The organism is Cohaesibacter sp. ES.047 (assembly GCF_900215505.1).
Lineage (GTDB): Bacteria > Pseudomonadota > Alphaproteobacteria > Rhizobiales > Cohaesibacteraceae > Cohaesibacter.
This window is the reverse complement of sequence record NZ_LT907844.1, coordinates 266,009-280,307: the sequence shown is the minus strand read 5'-3', so window position 1 is coordinate 280,307 and position 14,299 is coordinate 266,009. Positions and strand designations below refer to the sequence as shown.

Here is a 14,299-nt window from a genome sequence, read left to right as displayed (position 1 = left end):
AGACGGGCGTGCCCATCAAAGCCATCCATTGGTGTAAAGGCGCAAAAAGACACTTGCAAAAGCGTCCCATTTCGGGCGCAATCATGGTTAACAAAAGCAAAACCGGAGTTCGCCAGCGTGAGGCCGCATCTGTTCAGGCAGACGCGGCATAGCAATGCCAAACCGTTTGCTTGCTCGTGCCAGAGAAAGGCTCGATCGCCTTGGCTGCAATCCCGTCGAGGATTGTCACGCCGGTCAAACCTCTGATCCGCATGCATCCTGCCATGAGCGGCAACGATCCATGCCCGTGTGGAGAGAAGACGCCGTGATCATCCCTGTTCTTCTTTGCGGTGGGTCCGGAACGCGCCTCTGGCCCCTTTCTCGCAAAAGCTATCCCAAGCAGTTTGTCCAGCTGGTGGGGGCCGATACGCTGTTTCAGGCTTCGGCCCGACGCCTGTCCGGTGAGGACTATGCCGCGCCAATGGTCATCACCAATCAGGACTTTCGGTTCATCGTCACCGAGCAACTGCTTGAAGTAGGCATCGAACCGGGTGCTGTTGTTATCGAGCCTTCGAAGCGCAACACCGCTCCGTCCGTTCTGGCCGCGGCCCTGTTGCAACAGGATCTTGACCCCGAGGCCCTGATGCTGGTCGCACCGTCCGATCATCTTGTGCCCGATGCCGAGGCTTTTCGCGAGGCGGTCGCTGTGGGATGCAAGGCCGCTCAGGATGGAAAACTCGTGACCTTTGGCATTAGGCCAAGATATCCCGAAACCGGATATGGCTATCTCGAACTGGCCGAATGCGTGCGGGGAGAGGCTGCCCGGGCCTTTGAACTCAAGTGCTTTGTCGAAAAGCCGGATCCTGAGGATGCGGAAAGAATGGTGGCATCCGGAGCCCATCTCTGGAATGCCGGGATTTTCCTTTTTTCGGTCAAAACGATCATTAAGGCCTTCCGCCAGCATGCACCCGCGATTGTTGAGCAAGTCGAGCAGGCGCTGCACTATCGCACGATGGATCTTGGTTTCTTGCGTCTGGACCCCTTCTTCTGGGACAAGCTGGAGGACATTTCCGTCGATTATGCGGTGATGGAAAAAGCGGAGAATCTGGTCGTCGTTCCTTTTGGTTCGGAATGGTCCGATCTGGGCGGTTGGGATGCGATCTGGCGGGTCAGCGAAAAGGATGAAAACGGGGTTGCTGTTTCAGGGCCGGTTACGGCGATCGAATGCCAGAATTCCCTTTTGCGCTCAGAAGACGAAACCCAGGAACTGGTCGGCATAGGAGTGCGCAATATCGTGGCCGTCGCGATGCCTGACGCAGTTCTCGTTGCGGGTGTGCATCGGGCGCAGGATGTTGGAAAGGTCGTCGAGGCGCTCAAGGTAAAAAGGGCAGAGCAAGCCGAAGCTTTCCAGCTCGAGCACCGTCCGTGGGGCTGGTATGAGAGATTGGTGCTTGGGGATCGCTTTCAGGTCAACCGCATCGTCGTGCATCCAGGTGCCAGCATGTCCCTGCAATCCCATCACCACCGCTCGGAACACTGGGTCCTGGTCGAGGGCACGGCCCGCATCACTTTGGATGATGAAAGTGAGTTGCTGACCGAGAATCAATCGATCTACATCCCGCAAGGTGCGGTTCACCGCCTTGAAAATCCGGGCAAACTGCCTGCGGTGTTGATCGAGGTTCAAACCGGGGCCTACCTTGGTGAGGATGACATCATCCGCTTTGTCGACATGTACCATCGGTCGTGATCCCGTCGCGGTATCTCCTGTCGCGCATGGGTACCAATCCTTACAGCTATTGCACGCAGTCCCTTCCGTTCCTACTTCATGGTTACAAGCGCTGTGTTCGATGAGGACATGGCTGGTTTGCGTTGCCGGTTTTACGCCAACTCTCTGTGGAGCCGTGCTTAGAGCTTACTTGTCGAAGCGGGGGTCGGGCACCTATGCTCCCCTCCGAGTCGATTGCCCTTTTTGAGGACAAGAACACCCACACAAGAACGAGGTGCAGCCCGATGTCAGAAAAAAGCTTCCTGAGCGACATGCTCCAACGCATAGCCCGAGCCGGGCCGTTTCTATCCTCCAAGCTGCCGCTGACACCGGAGAACCTCATCGAGCTCTGCGAAGAACTGGTCAGCGACAAGGGTGAGGCGTCCGGGCTGAAAACCGCTTTCAAGATCATGGACATCTATGACACCGCGACCATGGAGGAGCGGAGAAGCTTCTTCCTCGATATGGCCGAGAAATTCGGTGTCAACCATAACGGACTGGAAAAGGCCGTGGCTAACTGGCAGCCCGGTGACAACACTGCGGCCCGAGAATTGTATTTCGCGGCGCAACCGCGCAGTCAGGAGCTGATCCGTCGGCTCAACCGTGTGCCCGGGGGCGCGGCTCGTCTGGTGCGCATGCGTGCCGATCTCTTGAGCTTCGTGAAGGAAGAACCCAGCCTCAAGGCGCTTGATCACGACTTTCAGCATCTCTTTTCCTTCTGGTTCACCCGCGGCTTTCTCGAAATCAGCCAGATCGACTGGTCAACACCGGCGTCCATTCTTGAAAAGATCATCGCTTATGAAGCCGTTCACCAGATTCACGGCTGGGATGACCTGCGCCAGCGAGTGGCAGAGGTGGATCGACGCATGTTCGCCTTTTTCCACCCGGCCATGCCCGGCGACCCTCTGATCTTTGTTGAAGTCGCATTGACCAAAAAGATCCCCGGCTCGATCACCGAAATTCTCGAGCAGGATCGGGAGCCTATCGACGCCAATGCGGCGACCTCGGCGATTTTCTACTCGATTTCCAACTGCCAGAACGGGTTGCGCGGCATTTCCTTCGGTAACTTCCTCATCAAGCAGGTGGTTGCCGAATTGCAGCGCGCTATTCCATCGCTCAACACCTTCGTCACGCTTTCGCCGGTACCCGGCCTGCGTCGCTGGGTCAATCAGGCGCTTGAGGGCGATGAGCCTCTGCTCAGTGCGGAAGATCGCAGCAAGCTCGAAGCACTCGGAGAAGACGATGTACCGTCTCCCGAATTCGCTGCCCGGCTGGCCGCCCGCTATCTGCTCAATGCCCGCAGCAAGCGCGGCACGGCCTTTGATCCGGTTGCCAACTTCCACCTTGGCAACGGAGCGATCCTGCACAAGGTCCATGCCAACGCCGATCTGTCTGCCAACGGCAAGAAGAACAGCTGGGGCGTGATGGTGAACTATCTCTACAACGAGGCCAAAATCGAGGAACACCATCAGGCCTATGCAACGGATACAACCATTGCCTGTTCTTCCGAAGTGCGGTCTCTGGCAAAATAGAGCTCTCCTAGAAATGACACGATCTTTCGGATCGTCGTCCCCCAAATCGACCTGATACGAGAGGCTGGCGCCAAAAAGCGCCGGCCTCTTTTCTTTGGTGGGCAAGAAGAAGAGGGATCGGGCGCAGTGAGAATGAAGCTTACCTGTAAGCGGGATCGTAAATAGAACGCTGGAGCCGGCTTTCTGCTTCGATGGGCGGCGAAATGACAAAAACCGCCCAATGAAATGGCGCGCTTTAATTCAAGACAAAAATTTTATCAATCCTCATTTTCAGGAATTTTTGTTGCGCAAAGACAGAAAATTAATCGCCAAAGGCGAACAAAAAAACGAATTACCCGGTAAAATTGAGGCGAATTTTAATAAGTAAAAAATTTTTCATAGGTACAATTATCCAGGGATGTAGAGCCCTTCAGGCGATTATTTCTTCTGAAGGAAAGGAACAACTTCTGTTGCCCTGAGACGTGTGCTGTCGGTCTGGAACCAGCACGCTCGCTCTGGAGGAGCAAGAGAGCAAAGGTGGAAAAGACACAATGCGCTTCACTATTGCCAAGAGATTGTATCTTCTGGTTGCAGTTTTCCTCGTCGGAATTGCCGCGATGGTCGTTACGCTCAACCAGAATGCCGCTTCGAACTTGAGGGATCAGAAGGCGTCGGAACTCAAGAGCCTGGTTGATGTCGCAGTGCATGTTGCGAAGTCGAAGTATGAAGCCTTCAAGGCCGGGGAGATGAGCGAGGAGCAGGCCAAGCAGGCAGCGATGGTTGCCATCAAGGCCATGCGCTATCGCGGTCAGGAGTATTTCTGGATCAACGATATGAACAGTGTCGTTGTGATGCATTCGGTCAAACCGGATCTTGACGGCAAGGACCTGACCGATCTCAAGGACGCCAATGGGGTTCAGATCTTTCCCGCCTTCGTTCAGACGGTCAAGGCCGATGGGGGCGGATTTGTAGGCTATCTCTGGCCAAAACCCGGTCAGGATGACCCGGTCGACAAGCTCTCCTATGTCAAGGGCTTTGCACCTTGGGGCTGGGTCGTGGGAACCGGCGTCTATATGGATGAACTGCAGGGCATCCTTTGGCACAACACCAGAACAGCCTTGCTGCTTGGCGCGATCGTGACGCTGCTTGGGCTGGCCATGGCATGGTACACGCTGCGCTCCATTCTCTTGCCGATGGGATCATTGAAGCGCGCCATGCTGCGTCTTGCCAACAACGAGCCGATCAACGCGGTTCCGGCTGAAGACCGCAAGGACGAACTGGGAGAGATGGCGCAAGCGGTCAAGACCTTTAGAGATATGAATGCCGAGCGCATGGTGCTTGCCGAGCAACAGCACAAGGATCAGGCCGGTCAGGCCCAACGACAGGCCGAAATTGACGAATTGATCGAAGCATTCCGCACTGAATCGAGCCGGGAGCTGCACGTGGTGACCCAGCAGATGGATCGCCTTCGCACCACGGCGGGCAGCCTGACAGAGCTTTCGCGGTCCACGGCCGAGCGTTCGGGGCAGGCGCTGGACGCAGCTTCGCTGGCGTCCTCCAATGTGCAGACCGTCGCTGCGGCCAGTGAGGAGTTCGTTGCCTCAATCGGAGAAATCGGTCGTCAGGTTGAACAGGCAACCAGTGCCGTCAACAATGCCATGGTCACGACCGGCGCCGCCAACGAACGGGTTGGCAGTCTTGACGCTGCCGCGCAGCAAATCGGTGACGTTGTCAGTTTGATCCGGGATATCGCCGAGCAAACCAATCTGTTGGCACTTAACGCCACGATTGAGGCGGCGCGTGCCGGAGAGATGGGCAAGGGTTTTGCCGTTGTGGCCGCTGAAGTCAAGGAACTGGCAACCCAGACCTCCAAGGCAACCGAGCAGATCAGTCATCAAATTTCGACCATCCAGACCGAAACGCAGGAAGCTGTGCACTCGATCGAAGAAATCGGCACGACGATCGAGCAGGTCAACACCTACACAGCCTCCATTTCTGAAGCCGTCGAGCAACAGAATCTGGCAACCAACGAAATCGCCAGTTCCATTCAGGAAGCCTCGCGGGGGACAACGACGGTTTCGCAAGATATCGAAGTGGTCTCCAGTGCCGCAGAGCAAACCCGTCAGGCAGTCGATGAGGTCAATTCCGTCTCAGCCGATGTGAACGCCTGCGCCGAGGGGCTTTCGGGGACGGTCGACCGGTTCCTCGCCCGTGTCGCAAAGCGGGCTTGAGGCACGGCATAGGCCAGCAATCATCAAGGGCGGGATCATCCCGCCCTTTTTTGCGACTTGAAGGCCGTGGCACAAGACTGAACAATTGCACCCGCCCCCGTTTTTGACTATCAAGGGCACCTCAAGTTCCTTCGTCCCGTTTGGGCGCGCCAAAAGCGCGACCATAGCGGCGCGATGCGCTGGCATTTATTTCTTTTTTGGGGCTTCGCCTCAGGGATGGCCAGCATGGACCCGACTTTAAGGACACGAGCCCAACACAAGGGCTACAGGCACAAGGCACAATCGGCGATGGCAAACCGGCGCGGAGGCAAACCGACACGCAATCCGGGGCAGAGGAACGACAGGCAGGGCGGCGATCCCGGCGGTCGCAATCGTGCACCCGCTCGCGGGCCACAACGCGACAAGCCATCAGGGGCAAAATCAGGGGCAGGCAAGTCCGGCGCACCCAAGCCGACCTTCACCCCCGGCCGTGTGATCAAGAAGGGCAATCGCGATGAGGCTCGTCCGAAGTCGCAGGCCGAGACCCGCGAGCCGTTCATCCTGCCGCCCCGTCCAGAAGGCCCGGTACCGCGCCGCGCACCCTTCTCGCTGATGGTGACCGAAGCATGGGACGATTATGCCCTGCTGGACATGGGCCACAGCGAAAAGCTCGAACGCTACGGCCCCTATACCATCGTGCGCCCCGAGACACAGGCCATGGGCAGTCCGCATCTCGCCAAGTCCGTATGGGACAAGGCTGATGCGATCTTCTCTGGTGATCTGGAAGAAGAAGGCCCGGGCCGCTGGCGCTATCCCGATCCGCTCGGAGAGACATGGGAGACCCACTGGGACGGCATTCGTTTTTATGGTCGTTTCACAGCCTTCCGACACGTCGGCTTTTTCCCTGAGCAGGCTGCGCACTGGCAATGGATGGACAAACAACTCCGTTCGGCCTTTCTGGCGCGTCCTCCCCGGGTCCTCAACCTGTTTGGCTATTCCGGTGTTGCCTCACTGGTGGCCGCAAGGGCAGGGGCCGAGGTCACCCATGTGGATGCCTCCAAAAAGGCCGTTGCTTACGGCAAGGAAAACCAGATGCTGGCCGGCCTTGATGACAAGCCCATCCGCTGGATCGTCGATGATGCCATGAAATTTGTTCAGCGCGAAATCCGCCGCGGCAATGTCTATGACGGTATTCTGCTCGACCCGCCCAAGTTCGGTCGTGGACCCAAGGGCGAGGTTTGGCAGCTGTTTGAAATGTTGCCCGAAATGCTCGATGCTTGCCGCCAGATCCTGTCAAAGGAGGCGCTTTTCTTCACGCTGACCTCCTACGCGATGCGTGCGTCCTACGCGGCGTTCGATGAATTGATGATCGAAGTGATGACCGGCAAGGGCGGGATTGTCGAATCCGGCGAGCTGATGATCGCCGAAGAGAACGGACAACGCACCCTCAACACATCGCTTTACACGCGCTGGCGTCCCCTATCCAAGGACGAACTCAACGCTGAACAGGAGAGCGAGGGATGACCGAAAGCCGCGCCACCCGAAAAGGGCTGATCAAGGAAATCACCGCTGTCTCCAACCAGCACATCAAGGACATCCGCGCTCTGGATCGCCGCAAGGTACGCAACGAGACAGGTCTCTTTATGGCCGAAGGGCTACAGCTTGTTGCCTTTGCCCTTGACGCGGGCTGGGAAGCAGAGACGCTGGTCTATGCCAAGAATATCAAGACCCACGAGCTGGTGCAGAAGGTGGCCGCCAAGGTCTACGCCAAGGGCGGGCTGATTTTGGAAGTCTCCGAGCAGGTGCTCTCCAAGCTCACCCATCGGGACAACCCGCAGCATGTCATCGGCGTTTTTCGTCAGCGCTTTGGAAGCCTTGAGGATCTGGCTCAGGATGTCGAGGCGGCTGGGGGCGACATGGTGGTTGCCATGGAAGGCGTGAAAGATCCGGGCAATCTTGGCACCACGATCCGCACGTCGGATGCGGTCGGAGCCAGTGCACTTGTGCTCATCGGCGAGACCACCGACCCCTTTAGCCTTGAGGCGGTGCGGGCCACCATGGGCTCGATCTTTCATATCCCGCTCTATCGTGCCACCCGCGAGGAATTTCTCAACTGGCGCAAAAGCTGGCCCGGCGAGATTGTCGGAACGCACCTGAAGGGTGCCGTCGATTACCGCACGATCAAGGCAAAAGAGCCGCTGATGGTGATGATGGGTAACGAGCAATCGGGCCTGCCGGATGCCTTCGCCGAAGCTTGTGATCATCTGGTCAAGATCCCGATGGCGGGGCGTGCCGAGAGCCTCAATCTGGCTGTTTCAACGGGAATTACCCTGTTTCGTCTGCGTGAGGGCAAGTTGGGTCTGTAAATCCCCTGATCGAATTCCTATGTTGGTACTTTGCCAAATCTGAAGCCAAATCTGAAGGAAGAGATCATGAGCCAGCCCCTTCGCATTGATATCGTGTCTGACGTTGTGTGTCCGTGGTGCGCTGTAGGCTACAACCAGCTGCGCGTGGCATTGGAGCAAACCGGGACCGATGCCGAGATCCATTGGCACCCCTTCCAGCTCAATCCCGATATGGGGCCGGAGGGGCAGAATATGGGTGAGCATCTGGCCGAGAAATACGGCGTTTCCCCTGAAGAGAGCGCCCGCAATCGGGAGCGCATTTCCACGGTTGCCGCCGAGGTTGGGTTCGAGATCAATTTCTCCGACGAGATGCGCATCTACAACACCATGGCCGCCCACCAGCTCATTCACTTTGCGAGCCAGAATGGTCGCGAGCACGACACCAAGCAGGCCTTGCTCAAGGCCTACTTCACCGATGGCCGCGATGTCTCGGATATCGACGTGTTGATGGATGTCGCACAAGCGGTCGGACTGGATGTCGAGGCCGCCCGTACCGCGCTTCAAGAAGAGACCTATGCTGCGGTTGTCGGCGAGCATATGCAATTCTGGACCCGGCAAGGTATCAGCGGCGTGCCGGCGATCATTCTCGATCAGAAATATCTGGTCAATGGGGCTGCGGGTGTCGAGAACTTCAAGGGTGCGATCAAGCAGGCGCTTTCCGCCTGATGTTTACCCCCAGACGGCGAGACCGATAAACCCCAATATGCCGACGACAATGCGCCAGATTGCAAAGGGCATGAAGCCATGGCGGGAAACGAAGTCGAGCAACGACTTGACCACGAAGAGCCCTGCAATGAACGCCATGACGAAGCCCACGGCAATGACGCCTGCCTGATCCATCGAGATGATGTCGCGGTTCTTGTAAAGGTCATAGACAAAGGCGCCGGTCATCGTCGGCATGGCCAGAAAGAAGGAGAATTCCGCGGCGCTACGCTTGTCTGTGCCCATCAGAAGGGACCCTGCAATGGTCGAGCCGGAACGGGAGACGCCGGGCACCAGCGCAAGACACTGGAACAGCCCGATCTTGAAGGCAAGCGACAGCGGATAATCCATGACGTCGGTATATTTGGGCTGAAGCTCGAGACGGTCGATCCATGCCAGAAGAACGCCGCCGATGATCAGCGTCGAGCAGATCAAAGCCGGGCTCTCAAACAAGACAGTCTTGATATAGTCATGCAGGAACGCGCCCAGAACGGCGGCTGGCAGGAAGGCCAGAAGGATGGCGGCAACGAACCGCCGCGCTTTGGTGCTGCTGGGCAGGTCCATGGCGATTTTCCACAACCGCCCGAAGTAGATCGACAGGATGGCGAGAATCGCGCCGAGCTGGATCAGAACCTCAAAGGTCTTGCCCTCATTCTCGAAACCGAGAAAATGGCCGACCAGCAGAATGTGACCGGTCGAGGAGACCGGAAGAAATTCGGTGATGCCTTCCACCAGCCCAAGAAACGCGGCTTCGAAATATGTGGCCAAATCCATCTTTTGATCAATCCTTCTATGGCAGTGCTGGGCGACTGCCGGTATGTTCGCCGTCTTCTCGAACCGGTTCGCCGGAACAAGAGCGTATCCCAGACGTTCTATCGAATGCTGGAGTGCTTTTAGGGCATGTTTCTTTGTTTGCACAGAACCCGTTGCGATTTTGTTGGCAGATCCGGGATTTTTGCAAACGATAACAAATTCCTTGTTTGCGCTGCCTTTCAAGCGCACTCTCGTGATGCGATAGTCACTTTCGGTGGATGAACGCTTTTGTTGCTGCCGTGCAGCCGGTCATTTGCTCCTGAATGGGACCTATGATGGGTGCTTGCCGAAAAATTGCCGCTTTGCGCGTGTCTTGTCGGGCAGGGATACTGTTTGTTAACGAAGTCTTGGAATGCAAACCCTATGCTTAGAAGTCTGTAGGGATAGTTTGAGGTCAAAGGGTTCGCAAAGCCATGTTGCTGCTCTATCACACGAAGATGTCAATTCCGTCGCGGTTCGCCCGGCTTGTTCTTGCCGAATGCAAGGCTGGAGCTGAACTGAGCGAAATCCTGCCATGGGAGCGCAAGGAAGATTTCCTGTTGGTCAATCCAGCAGGATCTGTCCCTGTCTTGCGTGAAAACGACGGTCCGCCCGTTTGCGGCGCCAGCGTCATCGCCGAATATCTCGACGAAACACGCGGCTACTCTCTCGGCGCGCGGCGTCTGTTGCCCGATCATCCCAACGAACGCGCCGAAGTCAGGCGCCTGATGCATTGGTTTTTGGTCAAGGCGGTCGACGAGAGCGCGCAATTCTTCATCGAGGAAAAGATCTATAAGCGCCAGCGCAACGATGGCAACAGCTCGCCCGATTCGACGATCCTGAGGGCCGCGCGTGCCAATCTCAAGATCCATCTCAATTACATTGCCTATCTGGCAGAGCGGCGCAACTGGATGGCGGGGGAGCACTTCTCCTATGCCGATCTGGCTGCAGGTGCCTTTCTTTCATCAATCGATTATATCGGCGAAATACCGTGGGAGGCCGCCCCTGTGGTCAAGGACTGGTATCAGCGCATCAAATCCCGGCCTGCCTTCCGTCCCATTCTTGCCGACAGTTTGAAGGGCATTCCGCCTTCCAATCACTACATGGACCTGGACTTCTAGACCCGGCTGTGCCCGAGCTTGAAATGTGGTGGACATGACTGAGACCAGCGGACCAGCAGAAAAGCAGGCCAAATTGCGGACTTTCCTCGAGAAGGAGGCCAAAGCACTGGGCTTCTCGGACTTGCGTATTTGCCGGACAGACAACGTCAGGGATCACGAGGACACCCTGCTCAGCTTCACTGCAAACGGCTACCATGGCTCGATGGAATGGATTAAGGAGACCCTCGCGCGCCGCTCTCACCCGAACAAGCTGTGGGATGGTGCGCGATCGGTGATCATGCTCGGGTTCAACTATGGCCCCGAAGGTGACCCGCTTGCGACACTGCACAAGACCGATTGTGCCTCCATATCGGTCTATGCCCGACATCGCGATTATCACGATGTCCTCAAAGGGCGGCTCAAACAACTGGCAGCCAAGCTTTTGGCGCGTGTGCGTGAAAGCCAGCCAGACGGCGAGATCAAGGTCTTTGTCGACACCGCGCCCGTGATGGAAAAGATGCTTGCTGCCACGGCAGGGCTCGGCTGGCAGGGCAAGCACACCAATCTTGTCAGCCGCGACATCGGTTCGTGGTTCTTTCTCGGTGCCATCTTCACCAGTCTCGATCTGGCACCCGATGCGCCGGAAGTCGACCATTGCGGTTCCTGCCGGGCTTGCCTTGATGCCTGCCCGACGAAGGCCTTTCCAGAGCCTTATAAAATCGACGCCCGCCGCTGCATTTCCTATCTCACCATTGAGAACAAAGGCCCGATCCCCCATGAATTCCGCTCGGCGATGGGCAACCGGATCTATGGCTGCGATGACTGCCTCGCCGCCTGTCCGTGGAACAAGTTCGCACAAGTTGCTTCCGAGGCCAAGCTCAAGGCCCGGACCGATCTCAACGAGCCGTCGCTTCATGATCTGCTCGCGCTTGACGATACCGAATTTCGCAAGCTGTTCTCCGGATCACCCATCAAGCGCATCGGCCGGAACCGGTTCTTGCGCAATGTGCTGATCGCAACGGGTAATTCGAACAATCCGGCTCTCGGCCCGATCGTCCGGCGTCACGTGTCTGATCCGGAGCCGATTGTCAGGGGGGCTGCAATCTGGGCGCTCGGGCGTCTGATATCCAAAGAGGCGTTCGAAAGTCTTGCCTCACCCCTTGTTCCCTGTGAAACTGACCCCTACGTGCAAGAGGAATGGCACAGAGCCATGGCAGAGGAGACAACATGAGGCTTTTCATTTTCGGACTGGGCTACAGCGCACGTGCCATCGCCCGTAAACTCTCAGGCGAATGCGAGTGGATCGCGGCGACATCCCGCAGCGCAGACAAATGTGCCGAGATGGAAGAACACGGGATTCGCGGGTTTGTCTTTGACGGCAAAAAGCCCAATCCGAATCTTGTTCCTGCCTTGAAAGAGGCCACACATGTTCTGATTTCCATTGCCCCCACGGCCATGGGAGATCCGGCCTTTCATTGCCATGGCGAGAATATCGCGCACAGTCCTGATCTTGAATGGCTCGGCTACCTGTCCACCGTCGGCGTCTATGGTGATCACGATGGCGAGTGGGTGAGCGAGGAGACCGAACCAAGACCGGTGTCGACCCGCTCGCTCCAGCGCGTCTCGGCGGAAATCGGCTGGATGGACTTTGCTGCCAAGCTGGACAAGCCTTTGGGCATTTATCGCCTCGCGGGCATCTATGGGCCGGGGCGGAACCAGATGATCAAGATCGATGAAGGCACGGCGCGTGCCATCGACAAGCCCGGACAGGTCTTCAACCGCATTCACGTCGACGACATCGCTCTGGCCGTCGCCATCGCCGCAAGAGAGCGGCATAGCGGCATCCTCAATGTCTGTGATGACAAACCGGCCCCGCCACAGGACGTGCTGGCCTATTGCGCCGAGCTGATGGGCAAGCCCCCCCTGGTGGAAATCCCCTTCGAACACGCCGACATGTCACCCATGGCCCGCAGTTTCTATGGCGAGAACAAGCGTTGTGACAACAGGTTGCTGCACGAGCTGATCAAGGGTGACATGCGCTACCCCACCTACCGCGAGGCTTTTTCCATCATGTGGAAGGAGAACAGCTGGCGCGGTTGACGCCTTGGGGTCTCCCCGTGGCGGCATGATTGAGAAAGCGCACATATTGCGCTTGTTGGTGACTATGCACAGGCAAAAGGATCGCTGTTAAAAAAATGCAAGAAAAGCAACTTATGCCCTTGCCATCATGCCAAAGAAGCATTAGACAACAGCCTCACCGGCCGCGCTTTTTGCGGCGGCGGACAGGTTGCGCTGGTAGCTCAGTTGGATAGAGCACCAGACTACGAATCTGGGGGTCGGGGGTTCGAATCCTCCCCAGCGCGCCATCATTTTCAATGACTTAGCTCGAAGTCATCTTTTTCCTCGATGCCCTAAGGTGACACAAAAGGTAACAGAATTTCTGTTTCCAGTACCTCGTCGTGCGAAAATGCATCCCAATTTCTGAGAAACAAATTTCCATCTGTGGCGCGGCGCGATTTTCTGGACAGGTGGGCGAAATCTTCTGGACAACTCATACCAAGGGCGTGAAGTTCTGACTCTTTAGGGATTCCATTTTTAGCACTGGCGTGATTCAACATGGCAAAGGAGATTTTGCCATGTCTGCCGCTTTGATTCTTAGCGATGCTTTTGACGCCGATAGTTTGCGCCGTCTTGCCAAAGGATGCCGCAATGCCAAACAGAGCCGCCGCCTACTGGCCATTGCGGCTGTCTATGACGGCATGAACCGTGCTGATGCCGCCAAAGTCGGCGGTATGGACCGCCAGACTTTGCGAGATTGGGTTCTTCGCTTCAATGAGCAAGGCACCGATGGTCTTGTCGACATCAAAGCAACCGGCGCTCCCATGCGCTTGAGCCCAGAACAGCTCGAAGAGTTTGTTGCTATCGTTGAAACCGGTCCTGATCCTGAGAAGGACGGCGTCTCTGTCTGGCGTAGCCAGGATCTGGTGCGTGTGATCCAAGAGCGGTTTGGGGTCTCCTACAAGGAACGTGGAGTACGGGATCTTTTGCGCCGCATGGGGTATGTGCGCATATCTGGTCGACCTCAACATCCAGAACAAAAGCCTGAAGTCATTGATGCTTTCAAAAAAACTTCTCCGCAACGTTGGCAGCGCATGTAGGCCATTTGCCAAAGAACAAGCCCATCGAGATTTGGTGGCAAGATGAGGCTAGGCTTGGTCAGAAGAATGGACTGGCCCGACTATGGGCAAAAAAGGGAACCAGACCACGTCTGCCAGCCGATCAGCGATATAAAAATGCCTATCTGTTCGGTGCAATATGTCCAGCGCGTGGCGTTGGCGCGGGATTGATGATGCCTTTTGCAAATACACAGGCCATGCAAATGCACCTCGAAGAAGTCTCAAGGACAGTGGCGCGCGGCGCTCATGCCGTGGTGCTGATGGATCGTGCCGGATGGCATACGACAAGCAGACTCAACGTGCCCAAGAATATCACCATCCTCCTGTTGCCTTCCAAATCACCGGAACTGAACCCAGTTGAGAATATTTGGCAGTATCTGCGCGGTACCTTCCTGTCCAATCGGGTCTTCGAAGACTATGCCGCCATTCTTGATGCTGGTTGCCAAGCATGGAAGAGCCTCTCCGCCAACCCAACCATCATCCATTCAATAGGTATGAGAAAATGGGCTCAAGAAGGTCAGAATTAAATGCCGTTGGTATCACTTGATTGATAGCCCGCTTTTAGCGGGCCTTTTTGTATCTGCTTAACGTGTGTTTTTTCAGGACTATTTTTGCCCCCTATAAAAACTTGTTTGGATAATGAAGAAGCAGGCGTTCGC

12 protein-coding genes and 1 tRNA gene are annotated in these 14,299 nt (G+C 56.5%); 12 read left to right on the top strand and 1 reads right to left on the bottom strand.

What is annotated here, in order from left to right:
• The first annotated feature begins 154 nt into the window (after positions 1–154).
• From CPH65_RS01210 to CPH65_RS01185, 7 genes are all read left to right on the top strand, one after another.
• On the top strand, positions 155–1,726 hold the full coding sequence (locus CPH65_RS01210) for a mannose-1-phosphate guanylyltransferase/mannose-6-phosphate isomerase (RefSeq protein WP_244574504.1): 1,572 nt from the start codon (positions 155–157) through the stop codon (positions 1,724–1,726).
• Between the two features lie 263 nt (positions 1,727–1,989).
• Entirely contained in the window at positions 1,990–3,276 is a 1,287-nt protein-coding gene (locus CPH65_RS01205) for a malonyl-CoA decarboxylase (protein ID WP_096171774.1), read from the top strand.
• 220 nt (positions 3,277–3,496) lie between these two features.
• Positions 3,497–3,643 (top strand): hypothetical protein, encoded by a 147-nt coding sequence (locus tag CPH65_RS23675; RefSeq protein WP_157747432.1) that lies wholly within the window; start codon positions 3,497–3,499, stop codon positions 3,641–3,643.
• A gap of 163 nt (positions 3,644–3,806) precedes the next feature.
• A complete protein-coding gene (locus CPH65_RS01200) occupies positions 3,807–5,486 on the top strand; it encodes a methyl-accepting chemotaxis protein (RefSeq protein ID WP_096171773.1) in 1,680 nt (559 codons plus the stop codon).
• Between the two features lie 225 nt (positions 5,487–5,711).
• Complete coding sequence (locus tag CPH65_RS01195) at positions 5,712–6,989, top strand: class I SAM-dependent methyltransferase (RefSeq protein WP_244574503.1); 1,278 nt, start codon at positions 5,712–5,714, stop codon at positions 6,987–6,989.
• A complete protein-coding gene (locus tag CPH65_RS01190; protein WP_096171771.1) occupies positions 6,986–7,831 on the top strand; it encodes an RNA methyltransferase in 846 nt (281 codons plus the stop codon). Before CPH65_RS01195 ends, CPH65_RS01190 begins: the two co-directional genes overlap by 4 nt.
• 66 nt (positions 7,832–7,897) lie before the next feature.
• Positions 7,898–8,536 (top strand): DsbA family protein, encoded by a 639-nt coding sequence (locus tag CPH65_RS01185; protein ID WP_096176153.1) that lies wholly within the window; start codon positions 7,898–7,900, stop codon positions 8,534–8,536.
• Positions 8,537–8,539: 3 nt separating this feature from the next.
• Here the strand turns inward: CPH65_RS01185 and CPH65_RS01180 are convergent, their stop codons facing one another.
• Complete coding sequence (locus CPH65_RS01180; protein WP_096176152.1) at positions 8,540–9,346, bottom strand: undecaprenyl-diphosphate phosphatase; 807 nt, start codon at positions 9,344–9,346, stop codon at positions 8,540–8,542.
• 452 nt (positions 9,347–9,798) lie between these two features.
• On the opposite strand from CPH65_RS01180, the gene CPH65_RS01175 reads away from it, so the two are divergent.
• The 5 genes from CPH65_RS01175 to CPH65_RS01155 all read left to right on the top strand — a co-directional run bounded on the left by CPH65_RS01175 (position 9,799) and on the right by CPH65_RS01155 (position 14,167).
• Positions 9,799–10,485, top strand: a complete 687-nt coding sequence (locus CPH65_RS01175) for a glutathione S-transferase family protein (protein ID WP_096171770.1) — start codon at positions 9,799–9,801, stop codon at positions 10,483–10,485.
• Positions 10,486–10,519: 34 nt separating this feature from the next.
• Entirely contained in the window at positions 10,520–11,695 is a 1,176-nt protein-coding gene (gene queG / locus CPH65_RS01170) for a tRNA epoxyqueuosine(34) reductase QueG (RefSeq protein WP_096171769.1), read from the top strand.
• A complete protein-coding gene (locus CPH65_RS01165) occupies positions 11,692–12,564 on the top strand; it encodes an SDR family oxidoreductase (RefSeq protein ID WP_096171768.1) in 873 nt (290 codons plus the stop codon). The genes queG and CPH65_RS01165 overlap by 4 nt, the downstream gene beginning before the upstream one ends.
• Before the next feature lie 189 nt (positions 12,565–12,753).
• Positions 12,754–12,830: transfer RNA gene (locus tag CPH65_RS01160), tRNA-Arg, on the top strand.
• Positions 12,831–13,100: 270 nt separating this feature from the next.
• Positions 13,101–14,167 (top strand): IS630 family transposase gene (locus CPH65_RS01155; protein WP_096171592.1). Its coding sequence is split into 2 segments (ribosomal slippage): positions 13,101–13,605 and positions 13,605–14,167, totalling 1,068 coding nucleotides; the frame shifts between segments, so codons are not numbered across the junction.
• Positions 14,168–14,299: the final 132 nt, after the last annotated feature.